The sequence below is a fragment of the Streptomyces sp. NPDC002845 genome (genome assembly GCF_053591955.1).
The window spans coordinates 141,716-168,274 of sequence record NZ_JBSFUU010000009.1 but is presented as its reverse complement, the minus strand read 5'-3'; the positions used below and the strand labels follow the sequence as shown (position 1 = coordinate 168,274).

Annotated in this window: 15 protein-coding genes; 2 read left to right on the top strand and 13 right to left on the bottom strand. The window is 70.7% G+C overall.

Annotated features, from left to right (window positions below; all coding sequences use genetic code 11):
* Positions 1-286: 286 nt before the first annotated feature.
* The 4 genes from ACWD3C_RS09125 to ACWD3C_RS09110 all read right to left on the bottom strand — a co-directional run bounded on the left by ACWD3C_RS09125 (position 287) and on the right by ACWD3C_RS09110 (position 2,984).
* Entirely contained in the window at positions 287-808 is a 522-nt protein-coding gene (locus ACWD3C_RS09125; protein ID WP_451141707.1) for a GNAT family N-acetyltransferase, read from the bottom strand.
* A 143-nt stretch (positions 809-951) separates the two neighbouring features.
* Positions 952-1,182 (bottom strand): hypothetical protein, encoded by a 231-nt coding sequence (locus ACWD3C_RS09120; RefSeq protein ID WP_451141705.1) that lies wholly within the window; start codon positions 1,180-1,182, stop codon positions 952-954.
* The gene (locus ACWD3C_RS09115) at positions 1,179-2,756 is read right to left on the bottom strand and encodes an amidohydrolase (protein WP_451141703.1); all 1,578 of its coding nucleotides are present in this window, start codon (positions 2,754-2,756) and stop codon (positions 1,179-1,181) included. Before ACWD3C_RS09115 ends, ACWD3C_RS09120 begins: the two co-directional genes overlap by 4 nt.
* A gap of 15 nt (positions 2,757-2,771) precedes the next feature.
* Positions 2,772-2,984 carry an MbtH family protein gene (locus ACWD3C_RS09110; RefSeq protein WP_451141701.1) on the bottom strand — a complete coding sequence of 71 codons (213 nt, stop codon included), beginning with the start codon at positions 2,982-2,984 and terminating at the stop codon, positions 2,772-2,774.
* A gap of 94 nt (positions 2,985-3,078) precedes the next feature.
* On the opposite strand from ACWD3C_RS09110, the gene ACWD3C_RS09105 reads away from it, so the two are divergent.
* A complete protein-coding gene (locus ACWD3C_RS09105; RefSeq protein WP_451141699.1) occupies positions 3,079-4,206 on the top strand; it encodes an alpha/beta hydrolase-fold protein in 1,128 nt (375 codons plus the stop codon).
* Between the two features lie 79 nt (positions 4,207-4,285).
* Here the strand turns inward: ACWD3C_RS09105 and ACWD3C_RS09100 are convergent, their stop codons facing one another.
* From ACWD3C_RS09100 to ACWD3C_RS09065, 8 genes are all read right to left on the bottom strand, one after another.
* On the bottom strand, positions 4,286-5,986 hold the full coding sequence (locus tag ACWD3C_RS09100) for an ABC transporter ATP-binding protein (protein WP_451141697.1): 1,701 nt from the start codon (positions 5,984-5,986) through the stop codon (positions 4,286-4,288).
* Positions 5,987-6,002: 16 nt separating this feature from the next.
* Positions 6,003-16,970 carry an amino acid adenylation domain-containing protein gene (locus ACWD3C_RS09095; protein ID WP_451141695.1) on the bottom strand — a complete coding sequence of 3,656 codons (10,968 nt, stop codon included), beginning with the start codon at positions 16,968-16,970 and terminating at the stop codon, positions 6,003-6,005.
* A gap of 57 nt (positions 16,971-17,027) precedes the next feature.
* Positions 17,028-18,815, bottom strand: coding sequence for an ABC transporter ATP-binding protein (locus ACWD3C_RS09090; protein ID WP_451141693.1), 1,788 nt, complete (start codon positions 18,813-18,815; stop codon positions 17,028-17,030).
* A 2-nt stretch (positions 18,816-18,817) separates the two neighbouring features.
* A complete protein-coding gene (locus tag ACWD3C_RS09085) occupies positions 18,818-19,879 on the bottom strand; it encodes an iron-siderophore ABC transporter substrate-binding protein (RefSeq protein ID WP_451141691.1) in 1,062 nt (353 codons plus the stop codon).
* Positions 19,880-19,991: 112 nt separating this feature from the next.
* Positions 19,992-20,843 carry an ABC transporter ATP-binding protein gene (locus ACWD3C_RS09080; RefSeq protein WP_451141689.1) on the bottom strand — a complete coding sequence of 284 codons (852 nt, stop codon included), beginning with the start codon at positions 20,841-20,843 and terminating at the stop codon, positions 19,992-19,994.
* A 40-nt stretch (positions 20,844-20,883) separates the two neighbouring features.
* Entirely contained in the window at positions 20,884-21,945 is a 1,062-nt protein-coding gene (locus ACWD3C_RS09075) for a FecCD family ABC transporter permease (RefSeq protein WP_451141687.1), read from the bottom strand.
* Positions 21,946-21,958: 13 nt separating this feature from the next.
* Complete coding sequence (locus tag ACWD3C_RS09070; protein WP_451141685.1) at positions 21,959-23,017, bottom strand: FecCD family ABC transporter permease; 1,059 nt, start codon at positions 23,015-23,017, stop codon at positions 21,959-21,961.
* A gap of 118 nt (positions 23,018-23,135) precedes the next feature.
* Positions 23,136-24,491, bottom strand: a complete 1,356-nt coding sequence (locus tag ACWD3C_RS09065; RefSeq protein WP_451141683.1) for a lysine N(6)-hydroxylase/L-ornithine N(5)-oxygenase family protein — start codon at positions 24,489-24,491, stop codon at positions 23,136-23,138.
* A gap of 247 nt (positions 24,492-24,738) precedes the next feature.
* On the opposite strand from ACWD3C_RS09065, the gene ACWD3C_RS09060 reads away from it, so the two are divergent.
* A complete protein-coding gene (locus tag ACWD3C_RS09060; RefSeq protein WP_451141681.1) occupies positions 24,739-25,686 on the top strand; it encodes a methionyl-tRNA formyltransferase in 948 nt (315 codons plus the stop codon).
* A gap of 357 nt (positions 25,687-26,043) precedes the next feature.
* Here ACWD3C_RS09060 and ACWD3C_RS09055 read toward each other — a convergent pair whose 3' ends face one another.
* On the bottom strand, positions 26,044-26,547 hold the full coding sequence (locus tag ACWD3C_RS09055) for a metallophosphoesterase family protein (protein WP_451141679.1): 504 nt from the start codon (positions 26,545-26,547) through the stop codon (positions 26,044-26,046).
* Between the last annotated feature and the right edge of the window lie 12 nt (positions 26,548-26,559).

Sequence of the window (26,559 nt, the reverse complement as noted above, 5' to 3'; positions counted from 1 at the left end):
CGAGATCGTCGTACCCCTCACGTCTCGCCCCGGCGAGCATCTGTTGGCGAACGTGCGTCATAACGCCTTCTTGCGCGGCCATCTCGGAAGGCTGCTGAGTTCGTCGCGGTGGCCGACGTCTCCGCCGAGGAGCACAGCCTGGCACTTCGGTGAGCCGCACGCAGCGGCGTGGTCCGCATGACGGACGGTCCGCTGCGCGACCTTCTCCTGCACAGGGAGCCGACGGACGCGTGGCCTCGTCGCGGACGGTGTCAGGACCCCGTCTGCCGCTTTCGCAAGCCGACGGTCACAGGATTCTCGCGAGGATCCGCGCGTTGCGTCGTGGGTCCAGGGACTCGGTCCAGGACGGAGGCGCCAGGCACGCGGTCGTGGGCGCGAAGCCGTGGCGGAGGAACAGGCCGCCACCGCCGGTCGTCGCCGTGAACAGGGCACCGAGCGACTGGGCGCGCGCCCTGGCCAGCACGGCGCGCAGAAGCCCGGCTCCCACTCCGCCTCCCTGCCTCCGCCCGGCCACGCAGAAGTTGTACACAATGCCCGTGGGCCCGCGCCCCTCCCTTGGTTCGGCCTGGTGCGCGCGCAGGCCCACGCAGCCTTCGAGGGTGCCGTCGGGGGCCTCCGTCACGAGGAAGTCGGCCGCGTGGGTGGCGTAGAGCGAGACAGGCCGCTCCCGCAGCGCCCCCGAGCGCACGAAGGGCTGGGACAGGTCGGCGAGTGCGGCGGCGTCCTCCTGGCGGGCGGTGCGCACGGAGGGCGTCGGGGCGAGGAGCGCATGCGACAGCGGGGCAGGGCGCGGCGTAGCCGTGATCAAGGCTTTCCTTCCTCGGTTCCACGGTCGAAGAACGGCTCGTCGCCGTGTCACTCCACCGAAACAAGCGAGATAAGGTTAGCCTTACCTAATCCTCAAGTCCAGCTCGCGACGGTGGAGCCGCAGCACGGGGAGCGGGGGCGTGCCTACGCGCACGGGCGGCCCGGGTAGTCGTCGGTCTCAGGTACGCCCGCCTCGCGCATCCTGCGCAGAACCTCTGGCAGGACCGTCTCGTCGCCGATGTCCACGGGGCAGTTGGTCTCGCTGTCGAAGACGAAGGTCTCCCCGGCCGTGTTCCAGATGACCCAGCGATGCCGGAACCCGTCGCTGTCCCAGAGATGCGCGTAGTTCTCCACAACCGCCGCCTTTCTGCTCACGACGCCGACTTCCCGGTCTCACGGCCGTCGACGTACGTCGCCACCACCTCGATGTCCCCGATGCGCGAAGTATCGACGCGCCGGGGGTCGTCGCCGAGCACGACCAGGTCGGCGAGCTTGCCCGGGGTGAGGCTTCCCAGGCTGTCCTCCCAATGGCAGGCGAAGGCGCCGGCGACCGTGTGGGCGCGCAGGGCCTCGTCGACGGTGATGGCCTCGTCCGGGCCGATCACCTGGCCGGACTCGGAGGCGCGCTCGACCATGAACTGGATGGCCCGCAGCGGGGCTCCGTCGGTGACGGGGCGGTCGGAGCTGCCGACGAGCGTGATGCCGTGGTCCAGGAACGCTCTGCCGCGGTAGAGCCATGGGGCGCGCCCCTCGCCCATGATCGCCGCGTAGTCGTCGCCGAAGTAGCGCAGGAAGTTGGGCTGGACGACCGCGCTGACGCCGAGTTGCGCGAAGCGCTGGAGCTGGTCGGGGCGGATCAGGCCTGCGTGCTCGATGCGGTGCCGGGCGCCGGGGCGCGGCCGGAGGCGCTGGGCCCGTTCCAGGGCGTCCAGGGCAACGTCGGCCGCACGGTCGCCGATTGCGTGGACGGCGAGCTGCCACCCGGCGAGGTGGCCGTCCACGATGGTGTCCGCGAGCACGTCCGGGTCGTCCTGCAACTGGCCCGTGTGGTCCAGCCCTTCGTACGGGCTGCTGAGCGCGGCGGTCCGGGCCATCATGCCGCCGTCGGTGTAGATCTTCAGCGCGCCCACGGAGAGCCGGTCGTCGCCGAACCCGGTGCGCAGTCCGAGGTCGAGGGCCCGGGGGATGCCGTCGGCCTCGTGTGCGGCGACCGGGCGCAGCCGGTCCGCGGACACCATGAGCTGCACGCGCAGCGGCAACAAACCTTCCTCGCGGGCGAGTTGGTAGGCGCCCAGCTCGACCGGGCTGTGACCGAAGAGGGTGCCGCCGATGCCCGCCTCGGCGCAGGCGGTGACGCCCTCGGCCAGGCAGGTGCGGGCGGCGCGTCCGATCGCCTGGGCCAGTTCCTCCTGGGGGTACGGCAGGCGCAGTGCGCGGGCGGCTCCCATGGCGCCCTCGGCGAGGAAGCCGTTGTCGTGCGGGATGCCGGCGGGGAGCAGGTCGAGAACGGCGGAGTTGACGACGCAGCCGTGCCCGGAGTCGTGCATCACGAACACTTTGTGCCCGTGGCTGACCTTGTCCAGTTCGGCGGCGGTCAGATGGCGTCCCAGGGCCCGCTGGTCGTAGCCGGCGATGCTCACCCAGGCGCCGGGCGAGCCCTTCCGGGTGACGGCTTCCTCCACGACGGCGAGTACGTCGTCGGTCCGTGTGCACCCCGCGATGCTCGGGGTGTTCTGCTTGAACCCGGTCCAGGCCAGGTGCACATGGGCGTCGATGAACCCGGGCAGCACGGTGGCGCCCTGCAGGTCGATCACCTCGCGTGCGGGCAGGGAGGTCACGGCCTCGTCCAGGCCCGCGATCCGGCCCCGCCAGATGCCCAGGTCGTGGGCGACCGGGTGATCCGGGTCCATGGTGAGGAAGCGGGCGTTCGTCAGTCTGGTGCAGAGCATCCGCGCGGCGAAGGGTCAGACGTCCATGGACGCCGCGAGGGATCGCGGGCGCAGATCGGTCCAGTTGGCCTCGATGAAGTCCAGGCAGGCTTCTCGGGTGTTCTCGTCGAAGACGATCGTCCACCCCCCGGGCACCTCTGCGAAAGACGGCCAGAGTGAGTGCTGGCCCTCGTCGTTCACCAGGACCAGGAAACGACCTTCGGTGTCGTCGAAAGGGTTGGTGCTCATGGTCAATGCCTCCCCGGAATGCCACAATTAGGTTAGCCTCGCCTAACCGCGATGAGCTTATCCTTCGCCCCTTGCCTCTCACAAGGAGACGTTCATGCACCGCGCGGCCGGTACGGAAACCGACTTCGTCGAGTTCGGCCTGCCCGGCAAACCCGGCACCGACGAGTTCTGGGCGGCGGCGGGGACACCCGCGTCGATACCCTCCGACGACGGCGGTTGGGTGACCCTGTTCCTATGGCGCGGGTCTGAAGCGAGCGTCGGCTTCGAGAGCTGGTCGGAGCCGGTACCCCTGCGCCGATGGGGCGACACGGACTGCTGGTACGCCGAGGTGCGCATGCCCGCGCGGCTGCGGGTGACCTACCAGTTCCTCGCGGGCGACGCGGCGTACGCCGACCCGTTCAACCCGGTCGGTGCGGGCGGTGACCGGTCCATCGCCGCGACCCCGGACGCCCCGGTCCAGCCGCACTGGCCCGTCATCGGCGCCGGCACCGATGTCGTACTGCCCCTCCCGCGCACCCGGGTCCGCTGGAGCAGCGAACGGCTCGGCGGGCGGCGCACCGTGCGCGTCCACCCGGCGGGCGGCGGCGGACCGGTGGTCCTGCTGCTCGACGGGGACGACTGGCTGTACCTGCACCCGGCCATGACCGCGTTCGACTCGGCCGTCGCCAGTGGCGAGTTGCCCCCGGTCACACTCGTCTTCCTTCCGGCCAAGGACAGAAAGGCCGAGTTCGCCTGCAGGCCCGAGCTGTGGGAGGCGATCCGGGACGAACTGCTGCCGCTGGTGGCGGAAACCGGCGTACCCGCCGACCGGGACCGGCTGGTGGTCGCCGGGCAGAGCCTCGGCGGGCTGAGCGCGCTGTACGCGGCGCTGGAGTTCCCGGAGCTGGTGTCCCGCGTCGCCTGCCAGTCGGGGTCGTTCTGGTGGACACTCGACGCCATGGACCTGGCGGACCCCTTGGGCGGCCCGCCCGGCGGCGCCCTCGCCGCGCGACTGCGGGAGCGGCCCGACCTGTCCGGTCTGCGGGTCGCGTTCGACGTGGGGGAACACGAGAGGGGGATGCTCCCCCACTGCGAGTTGGTGGAGAGCCTTGCCGAGCAGGCCGGTGCGACTGTGCGCGTTTCGCGGTCGGCATCGGAGCACGACCGGGCGGGCTGGCGGCATGCTCTGCTCAGGGATGTCGCCTGGGCGCTTGGTGATCCGCTGGGGGGCGCGGTGAATTAGCTGCGGGTCGGTGGGGGCTGGTCGCGCCCACGCGGCGGAGCCGCGAATAGACACAGCCCCGCGCCCCTTACGGGGCGCCTCACCGGGCCACCGCCAAGCAGTAGTCCTCGTCCGTGGCCAGAAGGTTCCGGTGGGTGTCCTCGGCGGTGATGACGCCGTCGTCCAGGACGAGGACACGGTCGGCGGCGTCCAGGAGGGCCGGGCTGCTGGTGATCACGAGGGTGGTGCGGCCCCGGCGCAGCTTGGCGACGTTGCGCGCGATGAGCTGTTCGGTGACCGCGTCGACGGCTGTCGTCGGGTCGCGCAGGACGAGGACGTCGGTGTCGGCAGCGAGGGCGCGGGCCAGGGACAGCCGTTGGCGCTGCCCTCCGGAAAGGTTCGCGCCGCGGTCGCGGACGGCGTAGTCGAGTCCTTCGCGGTGGAGGGCGACGACGTCAGTCAGCATGGACGCCTCGACGGCCTCCGGGACCGTCCGGCTGGTGCCCGAGGGGTCGATGTTCGTGCGGAGGGTGCCTGCGAAGATCTCCCCGTCGTAGGGGTTCACCAGCATGTGCTCGCGGACCGCCTCGATCGACAGGTCCGCGAGCTCCTGCCCGCTGACCCGTACCGCTCCCTCATACGCGTCGGGCGGGATGCTCAAGGCCAGGATCGACGCGAGGTCGGCCGCCGCGCGCGGCTGGTAGGCGGCGATCGCCACGAACTCTCCGGCGGACACCTGGAACTTCACCTTGCGCAGGGACCCGTACCGGACGCAGTCGATCTCAAGGGACCCGCCCGCGGCCGGGAGCTCCGGCCCCGGGGCCGTCACCGGCGGCGCGGACAGCACCAGCGCCATCCGCTCGGCCGACGCACGCGCGATCATCACGTACTTCGGCATCTCCGAGAACAGCTTGAGCGGTTCCATGATGAACTGCGCCAGCCCTACGGCCATGACGAGCTCTCCGACGGAGATCTGGCCGTCGAACGTCAGCCAGCCCGCCGTCAGGGTCACAGCGGCGGCGAGTACGGCGTTGAGGGCCAGCGCGGTGCCCGCGTACACGCCGTTCACCCTGGCGACGGTGATCGCCTGGTGCTTCGCCTCCGTGCTGACCTTCCGGTAGGACCGGAACGCCGCGTGGTTGCCGCCGAAGCCGTGCAGCGGGCGCAGGCCGATGATCAGGTCGGCGACCTTCGCGCCCGCCCGCGCCACCCGGGCCTGCTGTTCGCGGGTACTGGCGCCGATCCGCCTGGACATCACGCTCAGGATCGACAGGATCGCGACGGTTCCCACGATCACCAGCACGCCGAGCCGGAGGTCGGCCAGGCCCAGCGCGATCGCCGCGATCACCACCGCGACCAGCGAGCTGATCAGCAGCGGCACCACCTCGATGATGTCGGCGGTCTGGTCTGCGTCCTCGGTGGCGATGGTCAGCACCTCGCCGGACTTGAGGTCGACGTCCCTGGCCACCGGCTGGAGTCCGCAGCCCGCGACCCGCACCCGCCAGCGGTGTGCCTCGGTCGTGTTGGCCTTCTGCAGGACGCGCATCCCGAACCGCCACGACAGCGACACGGTCGTGATGATCACGGCCAGCGCGGCGATCGACAGGCCGAGCGAGCCGAGGCTCCGGTCCCGCATCGTGTGCTCGACGATCAGGCCGAGCGCGATGGGGAAGGCGGTCTCCCCCGCCTGGTACAGGCCCATGAGGACGGTGCCCCAGACCATGGCGCCGACGTTGCGGCGCAGTGCGGTCCGGAGGATGTCGGACCCCGGGCGGGGCCGCTGCGCGTCAGGAGTTGTCATCAGCTGTCGTCAGTCGTCATCGGTTGTCGTCGAGGTGGCGGGCGATCGCTTCCGGGGTGCGCAGGGTGAACAGGTCTCGGATCGTGACCACAGGACCGTACTCCCGGCGGAGCAGCCCGATCAGCCGCACCGCCAGCATGGAGTGCCCTCCGAGGGACACGAAGTCGCTCACCGCGCTCACCTCGTCGTCGTCCAGGTCCAGTGCCTCGGCGAAGAACTCGCACACCACCGTCTCGGTCTCGGTCTCCGGGCCACGCTCCCCCGCCGTGGTCAGCGCGCCGAGCGGCTTGGCCTCCGGCAACGCCTTCGTGTCAGCCTTCCCGTTCACCGTCAGCGGGATGCTGTCGACCTGGGCGTAGTGCGTCGGGCGCAGGAAGTCCGGCAGCCCGGCGCCCACTTCGGCGGCGACCGCCGCCAGATCGGCGCCGTCCAGAACGAGATAGGCGGCCAGTCGGTACGCGCCGTCGACCTGCGGGTCGGGCTGGGCGACCGCGGCGACGAACCGCACCGCCGGGTGCGCCGCGAACGCGGCCTCGACCTCGCCCAGTTCGACCCGGTGCCCCCGGATCTTGACCTGCTGGTCGGTGCGGCCCAGGTACATCAGGTTGCCGTCGGGCCGCCGGACCACCAGGTCCCCGGTGCGGTACATGCGCTCGCCGGGTTCGCCGAACGGGCACGCGACGAAGCGGTGCGCGGTCTGGGCGGGCTGCCCGAGATAGCCGCGCGCGATGCCGATGCCCGACACGTACAGCTCACCGGGGACGCCGTCCGGCAGGGGCCGCAGCCATGGATCCAGCACGTAGACGTCGGTGTTGTCGATCGCCACGCCCACCACCGGGTCCTGGCACTCGAAGGTGCCGACGCCGAGGGTGTTGATGGTGTACTCGGTGGGTCCGTACAGGTTGTAGCCGACCGTCCCCTCGGTCTCGGCGAGCCGCTGCCACAACGTCGGGGTGACGGCCTCGCCGCCGAGCAGCACCAGCGCCGGTCGTCGTTCCGGGTTGTCGAGCAGGCCCTCGGCCACGAGCTGCTGCGCGTAGGTCGGGGTCACGTTGATGACGTCGATGCCGTACTCAAGGCAGTACGCGACCAACCGGGGCGCGTCGCGGCGCAGTTCCTCGTCGCAGATGTGCACCTCGTGGCCGTCGGCGAGCCACAGCAGCTCCTCCCACGACATGTCGAACGCGAACGACACGGTGTGCGCGATCCGGAAGACGCGGTGGCCGTGCTTTGCCAACACGGGCTCGAAGATACGGCGCTGATGGTTGATCAGCATGTTGGTGAGCCCGGCGTACTCGGTCACCACGCCCTTGGGCTTCCCGGTCGAGCCGGAGGTGTAGATCGTGTACGCGGGGTGCCGCAGGCGGTCCGGGTCGTCCGGCGCGAACGTCACGAACGGCTCGGCCTCGGGCAGGGGACGGTCCAACTCAATGAGATCGCCGGTCAGCCGGGGCGACACGGCGCTCACGGTGAGGATCACGTCCGGGCGGGCGTCCGCGACGATCGCGGCGATCCGCTCGTCCGGGTGGTCCAGCTCCAGCGGCACGTACGCGGCGCCGACGCGCAGCACGGCGAACAGCGCCACGATCGAGTCGAGGGAGCGCGGGATCGCGAGACCCACGGTCGCCTCCGGCCCGATGCCGCGCCGGGCGAGCACACCCGCCACCGCACGGCTGCGGTCCCGCAGTTGGGCGAAGGTCATGGTCGAGCCGTGCGCGACGAGCGCCACCCGCTGCGGGTCGCGGTCCGCCGCCTTGTCGAACCGGTCGACGACGGTGTCCGTGCCGACGTCCGTGCGCGCGCCCCGCGAGGGCTGCGGCCCCAACCCGCGCAACGCGCCGACCGGTCCGGTCGAGCGAGCCACATCCTCAAGCACGTTCAGGTAGTCGTCGAGGAGACGACGGGCGCTCGCGGTGTCGTCGTCGCGGTACTCCAGCTTGACCGTGAGCCGGTCGCCGGGCGTGACGACCCACGTGAACGGGTAGTGGGTGGAGTCGTCGGCCTTCACCGAGGTGATGCCGTGCCTGGCGTTCATCTCGGCGAACGCGTCCATGTCCAGGAAGTTCTGGAGCACGAACAGGTTGTCGAACAGGGTGTCGTGCCCACTGGCCCGCTGGATCTCGCCGAGCCCCAGGTGCTCGTGTTCCATCGCCTCGACCCTGGCCGCCTGCACGGCCGTCAGGTACTCGCGGACCGTGTCGTCCGGCCGCGCCCGCGTCCACATGGGCACGGTGTTGAGCAGCACACCGACGATGCCGTCCAGTCCCTCGCCCTCCCGGCCGGAGACGGTCACGCCGAACACGGCGTCGCTCCGCCCTGTGTGGGCACCCAGCAAAAGGCCGAACGCACCGGTCAGCACCGAGTTCAGCGTGACGCCGTGCACCCTGGCCGCTTCCCGCAGCAGGTCCGACTGTTCGGCGGACAGCGTGTGCACGAGCGCGCGCGGCAGGTCGTCCGACAGGGACGGCGCCGGTCCGGCGAGCAGCGTCGGGCCGGGGAGGCCGGCCAGGTGCTCCGCCCAGAAGCGTTCCGATACGGCGGGGTCCTTGGCGTCGAGTGCCCGGGCGTGGTCCTCGAAGCTCGGCGTAGCCGGGGTCGCGTCCCACGGCTCGCCCGCTACGACGGCCTGGTAGGCATCGAACAGGTCCCGCAGCACGATCTCTCGGGACCAGCCGTCCCACAGCAGCAGGTGGTAGCTCAGCAGGAGGCCGTCACGGTCGTCGGGCAGACGTACCACGGTCAGCCGGATCAGCGGTGGCTCACCCGGGTCGAATCCCGTGTCGCGGTCCCGGGCGCGCAGGGCTTCGACTTCCGCCTCCGTCGCCAACTCGACCGTACGGAGGGCGACCTGCCGCCCCGCGCTGAGGACCTGGACCGGGTTTCCGTCGTCGTCGGTGGTGAAGCCCGCGCCCACGACCGGGTGCCTCGCGATCACGTACGCCATCGCCTCGGCCAGCGCTTCGGTGTCCAAGCGCCGGTCGAAGGTGAACCAGCTCTGCGCGACGTAGTGTCCGGCCGAGCCCGCCATCTGGGCCTGGAAGAACAGGCCCCGCTGGAGCGGGGTGACCGGTGCCGTGCGCTCGGCCGTCGCGGAGGCGTCCGCGATGCGTTCCAGTGCGCTCCGCCAGTGCTCGGTGATCTCGTCGGGGATGCCCTCGGCGAGGGTGAAGGCCGCGTGCAGGCTTCCGGTGGCCTCGTCGAGCCACGCGTTGACCTCGACGGCGTACGGGCTGCCCTGATCGCCGCCCGTGATGTGCAGCGCCTGGGACTCGCTGCCCCGGCCGAGGTAGTTGAACAGCACCTGCGGGCGGGTTGCGTTCAGCAGCGGGGCCGTCTGCGGGTTGAGGTACCTGAGCCGGCCGTAGGCAACGTGCCCGCGCTCGTCCGGCTGGCGTTCGGCGACCTCGCGCGCCGCCGCGACGGGGTCGGTGTGCGCCGTGAGCCGCACGGGTGCGATGGAGGTGAACCAGCCGATCGTGCGGGTGTAGTCGTGGTGTTCCAGGACCGGGACCCGGCCGTGCCGCTCCAACTCGATCGCGAGATCGGTGGGCGACGGCTGGATGTGGGTCAGCGCGGTGCGCAGCGCGCCACACAGCAACTCGGTGAGATCGACGCCGAGTGCGGCGGGCGCGGTGCGCGTAACGCGGTCGGTCACTTCGGGGGCGAGTACGACCGTGGTCTCGCGCAGCCCGTCGATCGCGGGCAGCAGCGCGGGCGCTTCGAGCGTGGTGACCCAGTGCCCGAGGTCGTCGATCACCTGGGTGGACTGGAACGCCAGTGCTTCGGCGTACTCGGCGTAGGACGTGGTCGGCGGCGCCAGGGTCTCCCCGCGCATAGCGGTGGCCAGGTCGTCCAGCAGGACCAGCCAGGACACCGAGTCGACGGCGAGGTGGTGCACGGTGACCACCAGGGTCCGGCTCGCCTCCAGCCACGAGAACGCGATGACGTCCCCGGACTCGGGATCGAGCCGTCCGGCGGCTTCGTTCGCCGCCGTTGTCGCATCGGTCATGTCCGGTCGTACGACGGTGATCTCGCGGGCGGGTTCGGTGCGCAGTGCCCACACCCCGTGCTCGACGCGCAGCCGCAACCGGAGGACCGGGTGCGCGGCCACGACGGCGTTCGCGGCGCGCTCGGCGTCGGCGAAGGATGTGCCCTCGGGGGCCACCAGCGTCCTGGCCTGGGCGAACCGGGCCAGTGATCCGCCCAGTTCCCGCTGGCGCAGGATGATCGGCGTCGGCGTCAGCGGGCCGTCCTCACGACGGACGGGCGCGGGCGCCGCCGCGGCCTGGGGTGTGCGTGTCCCCACGTGCTCGGCGAGCGCGCGCGGTGTCCTGAACAGGAACACATCCCGTGGCGCGATCGGCAGGCCGAGCGCCCTGGCCCGGTTGATCACGGTGATGGCGACGATGCTGTCGCCTCCGGCCCTGAAGAAGTCGGTGTCGGGGTCCACGGCGGTGCCGGGCAGGGTCTCGGCGAAGATGTCGACCAGTGCGGCGAGCACGGAATCACTCGTGGCCGCTGGGGTGTCGTCCTGGGCGGCCCGCTCGATCAGGGCCTTCCGATCCAGCTTGCCGTTGACCGTCAGCGGCAGGGCGTCGACCGGCAGCACCCGGCCCGGCACCATGTGCACAGGCAGCTTCGCGGACAGCAGGTCGGTGAAGTCGGCGGGCACCTTGCCCACCACGTGCGCGACCAGGTGGTCGCCGCTGTCCGCCACGGTGACGGCCATGTCGACCACACCGTCGAGTTCCCTGATCGCGGACTCCACCTCGCCCAACTCGATCCGGAACCCCTTGAGTTGGACCTGATCGTCGGCTCGGCCCGTGAACTCCAGCTCGCCGTCGAGCGTACGGCGGGCGAGGTCGCCCGTGTGGTACATGCGGGAGCCGTCGCCCGCGAACGGGTTCGCCACGAACCGGCCCGCGGTGAGCCCCGGCCTGCCCAGGTAGCCGAGCGACACCTGGTCGCCGGCGACGTAGATGGCGCCCACCCTGCCCGGCGGCACCGGCCGGAGCCGGTCGTCGAGCAGGTAGGTGACCAGGCCGGGAATCGGACCACCGATCGGGCTGACGTCGTCGCCGGAGTCGAAGTCCTCGTCGGTCAGCACCCGGTGGGTGACATGGACGGTGGTCTCGGTGATGCCGTACATGTTGACCAGCTCGGGCGAACGGGTGCCGTGCCGCTCGACCCAGCCGCGCAGCCGTCCGAGATCCAGCGCCTCGCCGCCGAAGATGATCCGGCGCAGTGCGGTGACCGGCTCGTCGGCGTGCCGGTCGGCCTCGATGAACTGGTAGAACGCCGACGGGGTCTGGTTGAGCACGGTCACCCCGCGCTCGCGGACCAACCGGTGGAAGTCGACCGGGGAGCGGGTCAGCCCGTACTCCGGCACCAGCAGCTCACCCCCGTGCGCCAGCGCGCCCCACAGCTCCCAGACCGCGAAGTCGAAGGAGAAGGAGTGGAACTGGACCCACACGTCGTGCGGGCCGAAGTCCATGTCGGGCCGGGTGTTCGCGAGCAGCGTCACCACGCTGGAGTGCGGGACGACGACGCCCTTGGGGCGGCCGGTCGATCCGGACGTGTAGATCACGTACGCGGGGTCGTGCCAACTCACCTCGGCCCCGGGCCCAGTGGTGGCCGACGGCAGCTCGTCGCCCTGCACGAGCACGCGAGCCGACACCCCCGCCCGACCCAGAAGTTCCGTGAAGCGGTCCCGCTGCTCACGGTCCACGAGAACGACCTGCGGAGCGGCGTCGGCGAGGATGTACTCCAGCCGTTCGTCCGGGTACGCAAGGTCCAGCGGTACGTACGCACCGCCCGCGCTGACGATCGCGACCAGGGCGACGACCTGCTCCAGGGAGCGCGGGACGGCGACGGCGACCCGCTTGCCCGGCCCGACACCGGCCGCGCGCAGGGCCGAGGCCAACTCGGTCTTCGCGTCAGCCAGTTCGCCGTACGACATGGACCGGGCACTGCCGTCGAGACCGCAATGGGTGACGGCGGTGGCGGCCGGGTCGCGGTTCGCGGCGGCGTCGAACAGTCCGCCCAACGTCGTCGGAGTGATCCGCGCGGGACGCCGCTCGCCCTCCGGGGCCAGGTTGTCGACCAGGGCGTCCGGCCGGGCGAGCAGGCCGGTGAGGGCCTGGGTGAACGCGCGCAGGATCACCTGGGCGCCGGCCTCCCGGAGCAGTTCGCCGTCGTAGATCAGGTTGAAGCGCGGGCGACCGTCGACCGCGCGCTCCACCACCAGCGTCAACGGGTAGTGGGGGGCACCCTCGTTCACGATGTCGGTGATGACCAGCTCGTCGTCAGCCCCCCGCAGGCTGTCCACATCGGTCGCGACGTCGAACACCACCAGGGTGTCGAACAGGGAGCCGGCCCTCGCCTGACGGCCGATCCTCGCCAGCGAGACATGCTGGTGCGGCAGCACCGCGCTCTGGTGCTCCCGCACCGAGGCGAGCAGGTCGCGCGCGGTGGTGGTACCGGCCCAACGAGCGTGTACGGGGATCGTGTTGATGAACAGGCCCACCATATCCTCGATACCGGGCACATCCGCGTCGCGCCCGGACACCGTGGAACCGAACACCACGTCCCTGCCGTGCAGGATGGAGCCCAGCGTCACCGCCCAGGCGCTGTGCACGGCCACGCTCAGGGGCACGCCGGCCGACCGTACGGCCGCGTCGATGTCCTCCCCCGGCTCCACGGCGGTGTCGGCGAACCGGTCGGACGGGGTGTGCCCCTCGGCGACCAGCGAGGGGCCGGGCAGATCGGCGAGTTGCTCGCGCCAGACCCGGTCGCTCTCGTCGTCGTCGCGTCCGGCGAGCCAGCGCACGTAATCGGGGAAGCCGCCGAGCGGGTACACGGTTCCCGGCGCGTGGTACTCGGCCAGCAGCGCGCGGAGCATCGGCGGTACCGACCAGCCGTCGGCGATGATGTGGTGCACAGTCTGCACCAGGATGTTCCGGATGTTTCGGCCTGAGCCCGCGCGGATGAGCGTGTACCGCATCAGCGGGCCGGTGGCCAGGTCGAACCCGGCGCGGCGGTCCCGCTCGGCCAGGTCGCGTATCTCGTCGTCGGTGATGCCGGGACGGTCCAGCGTGGTGAAGGGCGCCTCCACGCCGCTCTCCAGCACGGAGACCACACGGCCGTCGGCGAGGGCCACGAACCGCCCGGCCAGGTTCGGGTACAGCGTGAGCAACCGGGTGGCCGCCGCCGCGAGCCGGTCGGCGTCCACCTCGCCCTCCAGCGTCAGCAGTTGCTGCTCGACATAACTGCCCGCCGAGTCGTCGTCGAAGACCGAGTGGAAGTACAGGCCCTCCTGCAACGGGGTCAACGGCAGGATGTCCCGCAGCGCCGGGCCATCCAGGGCGTCGACGTCGGCCTGTGTGAGCGGCACCAGGCCGAAGTCACTGGGAGAGTGGCCGCCCTCGTCGAGTGCGGCCAGTCCGGCAAGAGCCCCCCGGAAGTAGTCGCCGAGAGTCGTGATGTCCTCGTCGGTGAACATCCCGTCGGGCCAGGAGATGCTGGTGACCAGCTCGTACTCGCCGGTCGAGGCGGCCGGTTCGGCGATCGCGTTGAACTCCAGGGCACGCGGCAGGTGCATCCTCGGGTCGCGCTTCTCGCCCAACTGGCCCGTGGTGCCCGCGAGTTGCCAGTCCCCGGAGGCACCCGCGTCGAAGCGGCCCAGGTAGTTGAACAGCACCTGCGGTGCGGGCGCGTCGAACTCGGTGTCGGTCAGGTACCGCAGGGCGCCGTAGGAGACGCCGTTGTCCGGCACCCGGGCGAGGTCTTCCTTGACTGCCTTGAGCGCGGCGGCCAGGTACTCGAGTGCGGTGAAGTCGGCCGTCGCGCCGGGGTCCACGGTCACCGGGAACAGGGTGGTGAACCAGCCCACGGTCCGCGACAGCTCCGGCTCGAAGCCGGCGGAGCCCGCCACGAACTGTCCTTCGCGGCCGTGGCCTTCGAGTTCGATGTGCGCGAACGTCTGCTCCTGCCCGAGGTCGCGGCGCCACCGGGCGAGGGTGACGGCGAGCGCGGTCAGCAGCACGTCGTTGACGCCCGCGTGGAACTTCGCGGGAATCTCGCCCAGCAGCGCGGCCGTGACCTCGGGGCCGACCGAGACGGTCCGCAGCCGCTCCCGGGCGACGGTGTCGGCCTCGGACAGGGCTCGCCTGCCCACCGGCCCGTCCGTTCCCGGCAGGGGACGCCAGAAGTAGGCGCTGTCCGCGTCGAACGCCGCGCGCTCCAGCAACTGCGTCCAGCGCCGGAACGACGTGCCCACCGGAGGCAGTTCGATCGGCGCACCCGAGGTGAACTGCCGCCACGCCGTGGCCAGGTCCTCCATCAGGACCCGCCAGGACACGCCGTCGATCACCACGTGATGGGCGACCAGGACCAGTTGACGTGCCTCGCGGCGCCAGACGGCACGCAGCATCACGCCACCCGCCGGGTCCAGCCCCTCAGTGGCGAGCGCGACGCACTCGTCGAGCGGCCGGTCGCTCTCCTGCCACGCGGCGACGGGCTGCCCCGCGACGGCTTGGTCCGCCACCGCCTGCCCCGCGACTGTCTGGTCCGCCTCCGGGATGTCGAAGCTCCAGCGGTCGCCGCGCACCAGCTTGGCGCGCAGCATGTCGTGCCGCCCGACCACGGCGGCGAGGATCTCGTCGAGCGCGTCGGCGGTCAGGTCCGCGGGGGTGTTCAGCACCACCGACTGTACGAAGCCGTCGATCGCGTCCGTGGTCTCGCCGAGCCACTGCACGATGGGCGATCCCACGACGGGACCGGTCGCGACATCTCCGTGGTCCACGGTGGAGACGTCCTCACGACTCGCCACCGCCGCCAGCGCCCTCACGGTGCCGTTGGCGAAGATCTGTCGTGCCGTGACGTAGAGACCCGCGTCGCGCAGCGCGCTCAGCAGTGAGATCGCCAGGATGCTGTCTCCGCCGAGTTGGAAGAAGTCCTGGTCGACACCGATCTCGTCCAGCCGCAGCACCGCCGCGACCGCCGCGCACACGACGCGCTCGTTCTCGGTGGCGGGCGGGGTGAGCGAGCCCGTCCCGATCGTGGGCTCCGGCAGCGCGTTCCGGTCGAGCTTGCCGTTCGCGGTGAGCGGGAACTCCGTCATCACGACGATGTGGGCGGGCACCATGTACTCGACCATGTGCTCGACGGCCCAGGCCTTGACCTCGTCCGCGCGCAGGTCCTCGCTGCCGGCGGCCGGGATCACGTACCCCAGGAGGTAGGTGCCGCCCGCCGCGTTCTTCTTCGCGACGACGCAGGTGTGCCGTACGCCGGGGTGCTCCGCGAGACCGACCTCGACATCCTCGATCTCCAGCCGCATACCGCGGATCTTGATCTGGTTGTCGGCCCGGCCGAGGAAGTCCAGTGATCCGTCCGGGTTGAACCGTGCGAGGTCACCGGTCCGGTACAGCCGGGAGCCGTCGTTGGCGAAAGGGTTCGCCACGAACCGGGACGCCGTCAGGCCGGGCGCGTTGACGTATCCGCGCCCGAGGAGGAATCCGCCCACGTACAGCTCGCCGCCGACCCCGACCGGGACCGGGCGCAGTTCGTCGTCCAGCACGTACAGCTGGGTGTTGGGGTTGGCCTTGCCGATCGATGTCGACAGGCGTTCCGCGGCGCCCCGGTAGATGACGTGCGAGACACCGATCGTCGTCTCGGCCGGGCCGTAGCCGTGGTACATGGGGATGTCGAGCTTGGTGCGGAACCGTTCGTACAGCTCCGGGGTCAGCACCTCGCCGCCGCACCACACGTGCCGCAGGCTATTCAGGCGTCCGGAGTCACCCGCGATCTCCAGCAGCACGTCCAGCATGGACGACACCAGGTACGTGAAGGTGACGCGCTGCTCGGCGATCACGCTCAGCAGGTGGTGCGGGTCGCGTTCGCCGCCGGGCCGCAGGACCACCAGCCTGCCGCCGCACACCAGCGGCAGGAAGATCTCGTTGATGGAGATGTCGAAGGACAGCGGCGCCTTGAACAGCGACGCGTCGTCGTGGCCGAAGCCCAGGATCTCGTCGACCTGCCACAACAGGCGCTCGCTGATCGCTTCGTGCCGGATCATCGCGCCCTTGGGCCGCCCGGTCGAGCCGGACGTGAAGATGACGTATGCAAGGGCGTCGCCGGGGACGGTGACCCCGGTCCCCTCGGTGGGGTAGGAGCCGAACCGCCAGTCGCCGAGGTCGACGGCCACGGCCTCCGGTTCAGCCGGGTCGTGCTCGCCCGAGTCGTTGAGCTGTACGACGACCCGGGCGTCCTCGATGACGACGGCCCGGCGCGCGGCGGGCCACTGCGGATCGAGCGGCACGAACGCGCACCCCGCCTGGAGCACGCCGAGCAGCCCGATCACCATGTCGGCGGAGCGGCCCAGGGAGATGCCGACGACCTGTTCGGCGGTGAGCCTGCGTTCGATCAGATGGTGGGCCAACTGGCCGGAAAGCTCGGCTGCCTGACGGTAGGTCAGCGACCGGTGCTCGTCGACGATGGCGACGGCGTCCGGCCTGGTCCGCGCCTGCTCGTGGAACATCTCCACGATGGTCGGGCGGACCCGGTCGGCGTGGGTGTCGTTCCACTCGGCCAGGGCTTCGAGCCGTGCCGCAAGGCCGACCGGGCCGATGGTGCCGATGGGCCGGTCCGGGAAGTCGGCCAAGTCGTCCAGCGCGAGCTGCGCGTCGGCCGACGCGACGCCTTCCGGGACGGCGATGCTCCAGCCGTCCGCACCGCCAGCGCCATCCGCGCCGACCTCCCAACCGCCGGGCACGACCCCGGCGTTGTCGACCCAACCGAGGACGTCGGCGAACAGAGTGCCGGGAGTGAGGTCGATGCCGTCGGGGCTGAGGCCCGTCGCCCAGTACGACAGCCCGATGGCGCATGCTTCGGCGATGGTCCTGTCGGAGTAGTCGCCGCTTCGCCGGCGTACGTCGGCCAGGCGCGTGGGAGAAAGCAGCACGAGACGAGCGCTCGGTTCCATCATCGAAGACTCAACGCCCTTCCAAGACATGAAGGTTAGCCTAACCTGACTTAGGTTCACCTAACTACCCTCTCGCCAGGCCCGCCACAGTCGCGCGTACCGGCCCCCCAGAGCCACCAACTCCTCGTGCGTTCCCTGCTCCACCACGCGCCCCGCGTCCAGCACGGCGATCCGGTCCGCCGCCATCGCCTGGGTCAGCCGGTGCGCCACGAACAACGTGGTCCGGCCCGCGCACGCGGCCAGCACGGCCCTCTCCAGCTCGGCGGCACCCTCGCTGCCCGCCTCCGCGGTCGACTCGTCGAGCACCACCACCGGCGACCGGCTCAGCACCAGCCGGGCCAGGGCGATCTTGGCGACCTTGGTGACGTCCAGGCGCTCACCGCCCTCGCCGACCGGGGTGTTCAGCCCCTCGGGCAGGGCGTCGACCCACTCGTCGGCGCCGACCGTGCGCAACGCGTCCATCAGTTCGGCGTCGGTCGCTTCCGGCGCGGCCAGCCGCAGGTCGTCGGCGAGCGGACCGGAGAACACATGTGTCTCCTGCGTCAGGATGCTGACCAGGGCCCGCGCCCCGGCCTCGTCCAGACCGGCGAGGTCGGTCGACCCGACGCGCACCGATCCGGCCTGCGGGGTTCCGATGCCCGCGATCAGCGCAGCCAGGGTCGTCTTGCCCGCACCCGTCGCCCCCACCAGCGCGAGCGAACCGCCGGCCGGGATCGTCAGGTCGACATCCCTCAGGACCGGCTCCTCGGTGCCGGGATAACGGAACGTCAGCCCCTCCACCGTCACCGGGTACGGCGCGGCGTCCGCCGACGCGACGGCCGCGTCGCCCACCAGCCGGTCCTCCGCGTCCTCCCCCAGCACCCCGACCAGCCGGGTCAGGCTCGCGCCCGACTTCTGCGCCTCGTCGAAGGTGAACATGATGAGGCCCAGCGGGGTGAACAGCCGATGGAACAGCAGCGGGGCCGCCGCCACCTCGCCCAGGCTGGCGGCATCGGCCTCCAGCAGGGCGTATCCCACGACGAGGATGAGGACCAGCCCGATGAACTCGGCGCGGTTCTCCCTGCCGACGAACCGGCCGAAGAACCGGAACACCTCGACGCCGAGATCGCGCACCCGCCACGACTCGCTGGTGACCTTCTCGCGGAAGGCACTCTCCAGGCGGTATGCCCGGACCGTGTCGATCCCGTTCAAACCACTGATCAACGCCTGCGCACGGTCGGCCTGGGCCGCCCGCTGCTTGCGGTAGAGCGGGGCGGACCGGGGGAGGTACCAGCGCAGGGCCAGCGCGTACGCGGGCAGCGCGCAGGCGCCGGCCAGGCCGAGTCGCCAGTCCAGGCCGAACATGCCGACCGTGGCGATGGCGACCAGCACTCCCGCCGAGAACACCGTGGGGACGGCCGTCCGGATGCCCTTGGAGATCACGGCCACGTCGTCCCCGACCCTGGACAGCACATCGCCCCGGCCGACCTGCTCGATCCGTGCGCTCGGCATCCCCAGCACCGCCCGGACGGCGCCTTCCCGCAGCCGCGCGAGCAGATCCGCGCCCAGCCGCCCGATCAGGTAGGTCGACACCGCGGTGGCCGCCGCGCCGAGCAGCGCGGCAGCCACCAGCAGGGCCCCGATCGTGACCAGGATCGAGCGCGATTCGCCCTCGACCACCCCGTCGACCACCCGGCCGAGCAGGAGCACCGGGAGCACCTGGAGCGCCGCCCCGGCCACCGTGGTGAGCACGGTGGCGACCGTCAGCCAGGGCACCTCGCGGCAGTGCGCCCCGACCCATCGGGTGGCCTCGCGTCCGGTCGCCGTGCGCAGGGTCGCCGGGGCGACGCGCGTGTCGGTGGTGCTCACACCTACTCGGCCGACTTGACGAGCTCGTCGATCGCGTACGGCATGGACAGCAGCGTGCCCTGGGAGATGGCCGCGCCGACCGCCGGGCCCTCACTGTCCAGCAGGTAGGACACCTTGCCGTTCTTGACCGCGTCCAGGTTGGTGAACAGCTCGAACTTCTTCAGCGCTTCCGTGTCCGCCTTGTCGTTGATGACGAAGATGCGGTCGACGTCGATCAGGTCGATGCGCTCGGGGGAGAGCGTGGTGTAGAAGCTGCCGTCGGCGACCTTGTCGATCTCGGTCTGGTACTGGAAGCCGATGCCCGTCACCAGGCGTCCGCGCACGTCGGTGGAGGTGAACGGCGCCACCGAGTCGTCGTACCAGGACAGCGCGACGGCGGTCTCGTCCGCGAACTCGGGGTGCGCCTCCTTGGCCTCGTCGAGCCGGCTCTGGATGTCCTCCACCATCTTCTCGCCCTCCTCGGCCTTGCCGAGTGCCTTGGCGATGTGCAGCGCGTTGTCCTGCCAGGGAGCGCTGAACGGCTCCTTCTCGGCCTTGGTACGGCCCACCGTCGGAGCGATCTGGGAGAGCTTGTCGTAGGCGGCCTGATCGACCTCGGAGTAGACCGCGATGATCAGGTCCGGGCGCAGGGCGGCGATCTTCTCGTAGTTGGGGCCGGAGTCACCGTTCTTCATGATGACCTCGGGCTGGGTGTCGCCCCACTTGTCCTTCACCCAGGGCCACTGGGTGTTGATGTCGGGGCTCTGGCCCGCCGGGTTCGGGTACTGGTCGACCATGCCGACCGGCTTGATGCCGAACGCCAGGATGGTCTGGTCGTCGGTGTAGCCGACGGAGACGACCCGCTCGGGAGCCTCGGTGATCTCGGTGGACCCGAACGCGTGCTCCACGGTGACGGGGAATGCGCCGGAGGCGGCGGCAGCCGAGGTGTCGTCGCTCGCGTTGTCCGCCGAGTCGGACGAGTCGGAGCCGCATCCCGCGAGGAGGCCGACGCCGAGAGTCGCGGCGGACAGTATCGCCGCCAACCGCCGCCAGGGCTTCACCGGCGTCGTTCTATGGATGAGCATCCGCAATCCCCTTGCTTTCGCGCTGTTCACTGCGACCCCGTCTAAGGGCAGGCAAACCTTACCGTGCACAAGTGAGGTTAGCCTAGCCTAACTTCTATAACTTTTTCGGCATCTAGGCGAGTTGGACGTGGGTGCGGCCGATCGGCACGATGAGCGGCCGGTCGCCCACCGGGTCGTCGATCACCTTGGCGCGCAGCCCGAACGCCTCGTGAAGCAACTCGGCGGTGATCACGTCACGCGGATGCCCCTGCGCCAGGATCGACCCCTCCCTCATCACGACGAGGTTGTCGCTGTAGCGCGTGGCCAGATTGAGGTCGTGCAGCACCATGACCACGGTGCACCCCGACTCGTGCAGGTCGTCCACCAGGTCGAGCACGTCGATCGCGTGCGCCAGGTCCAGGTAGGTGGTCGGCTCGTCCAGGAGCAGCAGATCGGTGCCCTGGGCCAGGGTCATCGAGATCCAGACGCGCTGACGCTGCCCGCCGGACAGCGCGTCGACCGGACGGTCGGCCAGGTCGGACACCCCGGTCATGGCCAGCGCGCGCTCCACGACGGCGGCGTCGTCCGACGACCACTGCCGCAGCCAGCTCTGGTGCGGATGGCGCCCCCTGGCGACCAGGTCGGACACCGTCAGCCCCTCCGGCGCGACCGGCGCCTGCGGCAGCAGGCCGAGCTTCTTGGCCACGTCCCTGGTCTTGAGCCTGACGATGTCGTCACCGTCCAGCACGACCGTCCCCTTGGCCGGCTTGAGCAGCCGCGACAGGGTCCGCAGCAGGGTCGACTTCCCGCAGCCGTTGGGGCCGATGATCGTGGTGATCACCCCGGGCGGGATCGCCACGTCGAGATCGTCGATGACGGTCCGGGCGCCGTACCCGACCGTGACGCCCCTGGCTGCCAGCCGCGAGGCGTCATCGGCGCCGGACTCGACCCCGGACTCGATTCCGGTGATGGACTGCGCGGCCACAAGGCCCCCCTCATTTAGGCTTGCCTAACTTTTGTACCAGCTATCTGCGGTTCGCCCGCACCAGCAGATAGACGAGGAAGGGACCGCCGATCGCGGCGGTGACCACGCCGACCGGGAGACTGACCGGCAGTGCCGTGCGCGCGACCAGGTCCGCGCCGATCAGCAGCAGCGCGCCCACCGTGCCGGAGGCCACCATCGGCGGCGTCGGGCACCTCGCCAGACGCATCGCCACCTGGGGCGCCACCAGGGCGACGAACGGGACCGGGCCCGCCGCGCTCACCGCCACACCGGCCAGCAGGACCGCGCACAGCAGCAGGACCGCCCGCACGGTCGAGTACCGGACGCCCAGGCCCGCGGCGATCTCGTCGCCGAGGTGCATCGGCTTGAACTGGAACGCGACACACGCCACGACGACGAGGAGGACGAGCGAGCACCAGAGCGCCACCCGGACCTCGTCCCACGACCGGTTGTCCAGCGAGCCGACCAGCCACGCCTGGGCCCGTGCCACGTCCCTGATGTCGGCCGTGACCAGCAGCCAGGTCGTGATCGCCTCCATCACGGCGCTCACCGAGATGCCGATGAGGATGAGCCGGAAGCCGTCGATCCCGCGCCGCCACGCCAGGAAGTACACCAGCAGCCCCGTGCCGAGGCCGCCCGCGAGCGCCGCCGCGGACAGGCCCACGGAGTTGACGACGGCCGCGGCGGTCCCGCCCGACACCGTCACCCCGAACACCGCGACCGCGCTGGCGCCTCCGGTGATCCCCAGGATGTCCGGGCTGGCCAGCGGATTGCGCGCGATCGACTGCGTGATCGCCCCGGACACCCCCAGCGCCACCCCGACGACGAGCCCGGCCAGGGCGCGCGGCATCCGCAGGTCCATGATCACGAACTCGTCGACCCGCTCACCCTGCCCGAGGATCGTGGCGATCACCTGGGGCAGGCCGATGGGGAAGTCCCCGACGGCGATGGACAGGCAGAACACCAGGAAGGTCGCCGCCGCCAGCAGCAGCGTGACGGAGACGATCCAGGGCCGCCATACGAACGACACATGGCCGAGCCGCACGCCCGGCGCCACCGATGGCTTCACGTCTGTCCCGTTCATGCGCTTGTCCCGTTCATGCGCTCTTGAACTTTCCGCGCCACACCAGACCCGCGAAGAACGGGGCGCCGAGGAGAGCGACGAGGACACCCGCGTCCAACTCGCCCGGCCGCACCACCAGACGCCCCACGATGTCGCAGACCAGAAGGACGATGGCACCGAGGAGACCCGCGTACGGCACCAGCCAGCGATAGTCCGGCCCGGTCAGATACCGGGCCACGTGGGCGACCATGAGCCCGAGAAACGCGATGGGGCCGCACGCCGCCGTCGCCGCGCCGGCCAGCAGGGTGATGGCGGCGATGCCGATGGTCCGGCTCAGCGCGATGTTCACGCCCAGCCCCCGCGCCACGTCGTCGCCCAGGTTGAGCAGGTTGAGGGCGGGCAGCGTGGTCAGCGCCAGCACCAGCCCGGCCGCGATGAACGCGGTCACCGGCCAGATGACGTCGAATCCGACACCGGCCAGGGAGCCCGCGTTCCAGAACCGCAGCGCGTTCAGCGCCGCCTGGTCCGACAGCGAGACCGCCGTGGTCATCGCCGCCAGGAACACCGTGACCCCTTGCCCGGCCAGTGCGAGCGTCAAGGGGTTGCCGGCCCCCCGGCCGATGCTCGCAAGACCGAACACGACGACACCGGCGACCGCCGCCCCCAGAAAGGCGAACCAGACGTACTGGAACGGGTTGGAGAAGCCGAACAGGGAGATCACCGACACCACGGCGAACGAGGCGCCGGAGTTCACCCCCAGCAGGCCCGTGTCGGCGATCGGGTTGCGCGTGTACCCCTGGATCAGCGCCCCGCCGACCCCCAGGGCGATGCCCGCCACGATCGCGAGGACCGTCCGGGGCACCCGCACGGTCTGCACGATGAGCCGGATCTCGGTGAGCCGCTGGTCGGAGTCCGGCGCCGCGAACAACCCGTGCCACACCTCGGCGGGACTCAACGCGCGCGCACCGACAGCCAACGACACCGCCCCCGCGGCCACGAGGAGCACCACCAGCGTGCCCAAACCCACAACCCGCCGCCGACGGGCCTCTGTTGTGCCTCGGGGCGCGGGGCGCTCCACTGCAGTCGTGCCCATGTCGACGTACGTTATCCCTTTGATTTCACGGGGTTGCACAGTGCTGCCCCGCCTGCCGGGTGCGGCTCCACCAGGCGGGGCGGGGCGTGGCGGTCCGGGGGCCGAACCGGCGGGCGGACTACCGGGCGGTGCTGCCGGTTCCGTCGGCGACCGTCCGGGCCTCGTCGGAAGCGGACTTGACGCCCCGGCCGAGGAGCGAGTCCAGGATCTCGCCGACCCTCATCGCGGTGTTGGACAGCAGGGACGACGTGATGCCGTGCGTGTGCTCCGTGCCGCCCTGCAGGTAGATGCCGCAGCGCAGGTCGGGGTCCGTCGCGATGCGGTAGTCGCGCTCGACGCGGACGCGGCCCGCCTCGTCGCGGAGGCAGCGGTCGGCGACCTCGCCGAGGAGGCCGAGGGGGTCGGCGGGGGTGTAGCCGGTGGCGAAGACCACGACGTCCGAGTCCAGGAGAGTCTCCTCGCCGGTGACGAGGGACTTCACGGTGGCGTGGACCGAGCCCTGCGTCTCCTTGACGTCGGCGAGCCGGGACACGTTGAGGAAGCGCAGACGCTCGGTGCCGAGGACCTTCTCCCGGTACATCTGCCGGTACAGGTCGTCGATCAGGTCGATGTCCACCACGGAGTAGTTGGTGTTGCCGTGGTAGTCCATCAGTTGGCGTTTGACGTTCTCGGGCGCGGCGAAGTACTCGTCGACCGCCGCGGGATCGAAGATCCGGTTGGCGAAGCTGCTGTCGTCGGCGGGGCTGTAGCCGTAGCGGGAGAAGACCGCGCAGACCTCGGCCTCGGGGAAGCGGCGGTGCAGGTAGGCCACGTTCTCGGCGGCGCTCTGCCCGGCGCCCACCACGACGAACCGAGAGGGCGAGGTGCCCTCCAACCCGTCGACTTTCGCCAGCAGTTCGGAGTTGTGCCAGACGCGGTCGCCGCGTTCCACCCCCTCCGGCATGAGGGGACGCAGCCCGGTACCGATGACGAGGTTGCGGGCCCGGTGGACCACGAGCCCCTCCCCCGACCGGACCGTCACATCCAGGTACTCCACGGCTCCGTCACGGACGACGGGCGTGACGCCGACGACCTCGTGACCGTAGGAGACCATGTCATCGACCTGGGCCGCGGCCCACTCGAAGTAGTCGTGGAACTCCACCCGGAGCGGGAAGAGGTTCTTGTGGTTGATGAAGTCGATCAGCCGTCCCTTGCTTTTCAGGTAGCACAGGAAGCTGTACTCGCTGGCCGGGTTCCGGAGCGTCACCAGGTCCTTGAGGAAGGACACCTGCATGGTCGCGTCGTCGATGAGCATGCCGCGGTGCCAGCCGAAGCGCGGCTGCTGCTCGAAGAAGTGAGCGGTGACCGCATCCTGCCTGCCGACGCTTGCGTTGTGCTCGCTGAGCGCTATCGCCATGGCCACATTGGACGGCCCGAAGCCGATGCCAATGAGGTCGTGGACCAGTGGTGCGTCACCAGGAAGAACCTGTGACATGTCACTCCCATCGTGCGGGGCAGCCGCCTGTCAGGCGCGGGGAACGTACGAAAAGTGGGCACGCCGACGGAGCGGCCCGCTTGAACTTAGGTGAGCCTAAGCTAATCTCGCAGAGCTGTCGATAGGGCAAAACGGACGACCGGGACCGCGAGGTCCGTCAACTGGGGCGCCGTGCAGGCCCATTGCAAACTAAGGTAAGCCTTGCTTTACTTGCTCTCGGTCAGTCCCTGCTCTGAGGAGGAACCCCATGCGGGTCGTCATGTTCGGTTACCAGACCTGGGGGCACCGCACCCTCCAAGCCCTCCTGGACTCCGAACACGACGTGGCGCTGGTCGTGACCCATCCCAAGAGCGAGCACGCGTACGAGAAGATCTGGAGCGACTCCGTCGCCGACCTCGCCGAAGAGCACGGCGTCCCGGTGCTGATCCGCAACCGCCCTGACGACGACGAGCTGTTCGAGCGCCTCAAGGAGGCCGACCCGGACATCATCGTGGCGAACAACTGGCGGACATGGATCCCCCCGCGCATCTTCGCCTTGCCGCGCCACGGCACGCTGAACGTGCACGACTCGCTGCTGCCGAAGTACGCCGGCTTCTCCCCGCTGATCTGGGCCCTGATCAACGGCGAGCCCGAAGTGGGCGTCACCGCGCACATGATGAACGACGAGCTCGACGCCGGCGACATCGTCCGGCAGGAGGCGGTCCCGGTCGGACCGACGGACACCGCCACCGACCTCTTCCACAAGACCGTCGACCTCATCGCCCCGGTCACCATCGGCGCGCTCGGCCTCATCGCCGCCGGGCAGACGGAGTTCACCCAGCAGGACCGCTCCCGGGCCAGCTTCTTCCACAAGCGGTCCATCGAGGACAGCCGCATCGACTGGACCTGGCCTGCGGAGGACCTTCAGCGCCTGGTCCGCGCCCAGTCCGAGCCGTACCCCAGCACTTTCACCTTCCACAAGGGCAAGCGACTTGAGGTCCTCGCCGCCGTGGTGTCCCAGGGGCACTACGGCGGTACGCCCGGCCGGATCTTCTACCGCGAGGGCGACGGCGTGGTGATCGTCGCCGGAGCCGACGCCCGCACCGGCCGCAACCCCGGCCTGGCCATCACCCGCGTACGGACCGAGGACGGCCGGGAGTTGTCCGCGACGGAGTACTTCACCTCCATGGGCGGCTATCTGACCAGCCACCCCTGACACGCCCGGCCCCGCCGCGGTCCCGTGGGCCGGCCGAACGCCGCCGCCGTGCGAACCTTCCCGTCTCCGCACGGCGGCGGCACTCCCCCGGCATCACGACAGTGAACGCCCCTACGACGCCGGAGGGTTCAGCAGCACATCGAGACCGAGGCAGCTGCCCCGCACGTTTCCGTCGCACTCCGCCCCTCAGCCTGTCGGCCCCGGTACGGTCCCGGGGCCGACATGACATCGCCGCCGTACGGACCACAGGTCCGCGCGGCGGCGATCGTCTTTTGCGCGCGCCGAACAGCGGTGACCTGCGGCGAACCGCGCGCGGCAGCCCTTCCCCTCCTCACAGACCGGTGTTCACACCGACCGTCAGGTGCGGGGCGGCAGCCGGTGCAGCTCCGTCTCGGTGAGCCGGCCGGCCGTCACCGTCGCCGTCATGTACGTGCAGTGCGGCTGACCGCGGCGGTCGGTCGGTGACCCGGGGTTGAGCAGGCGCAGTCCGGTGTCGGCCGTGGTGTCCCACGGGATGTGGCTGTGCCCGAAGACCAGGACGTCGAGCTCCGGGAAGCGCTCGGCGCAGCGGCGTTCGCGGCCCTGGGCGGGGCCGGTCTCGTGGACGACTCCGAGGCGCAGGCCGTCCAGGTCGGCGTACGCCACCTCGGGGAGCCGGGCGCGCAGGGCGGGGCCGTCGTTGTTGCCGTACACGCCGATCAGGCGGCGGGAGCCGGCTTCCAGGAGGTCGAGGGTGGCGGTGTCGACCCAGTCGCCGGCGTGCACGACGACGTCGGCGTGCGGCAGCTCGGCGAGAAGCGGGGCGGGCACGGCTTTCGCGCGCTGGGGCACGTGGGTGTCGGACATGAGCAGCAGGCGCACGCGTCCAGCGTC

Bases quoted from the DNA above. Each gene is read 5' to 3' on its own strand.
- ACWD3C_RS09115 (WP_451141703.1), bottom strand. From the start codon at position 2,756: ATGCTCTGCACCAGACTGACGAACGCCCGCTTCCTCACCATGGACCCG.
- ACWD3C_RS09070 (WP_451141685.1), bottom strand. From the start codon at position 23,017: ATGGGCACGACTGCAGTGGAGCGCCCCGCGCCCCGAGGCACAACAGAG.
- ACWD3C_RS09085 (WP_451141691.1), bottom strand. From the start codon at position 19,879: ATGCTCATCCATAGAACGACGCCGGTGAAGCCCTGGCGGCGGTTGGCG.
- ACWD3C_RS09105 (WP_451141699.1), top strand. From the start codon at position 3,079: ATGCACCGCGCGGCCGGTACGGAAACCGACTTCGTCGAGTTCGGCCTG.
- ACWD3C_RS09100 (WP_451141697.1), bottom strand. From the start codon at position 5,986: ATGACAACTCCTGACGCGCAGCGGCCCCGCCCGGGGTCCGACATCCTC.
- ACWD3C_RS09095 (WP_451141695.1), bottom strand. From the start codon at position 16,970: ATGATGGAACCGAGCGCTCGTCTCGTGCTGCTTTCTCCCACGCGCCTG.
- ACWD3C_RS09110 (WP_451141701.1), bottom strand. From the start codon at position 2,984: ATGAGCACCAACCCTTTCGACGACACCGAAGGTCGTTTCCTGGTCCTG.
- ACWD3C_RS09075 (WP_451141687.1), bottom strand. From the start codon at position 21,945: ATGAACGGGACAGACGTGAAGCCATCGGTGGCGCCGGGCGTGCGGCTC.
- ACWD3C_RS09065 (WP_451141683.1), bottom strand. From the start codon at position 24,491: ATGTCACAGGTTCTTCCTGGTGACGCACCACTGGTCCACGACCTCATT.
- ACWD3C_RS09060 (WP_451141681.1), top strand. From the start codon at position 24,739: ATGCGGGTCGTCATGTTCGGTTACCAGACCTGGGGGCACCGCACCCTC.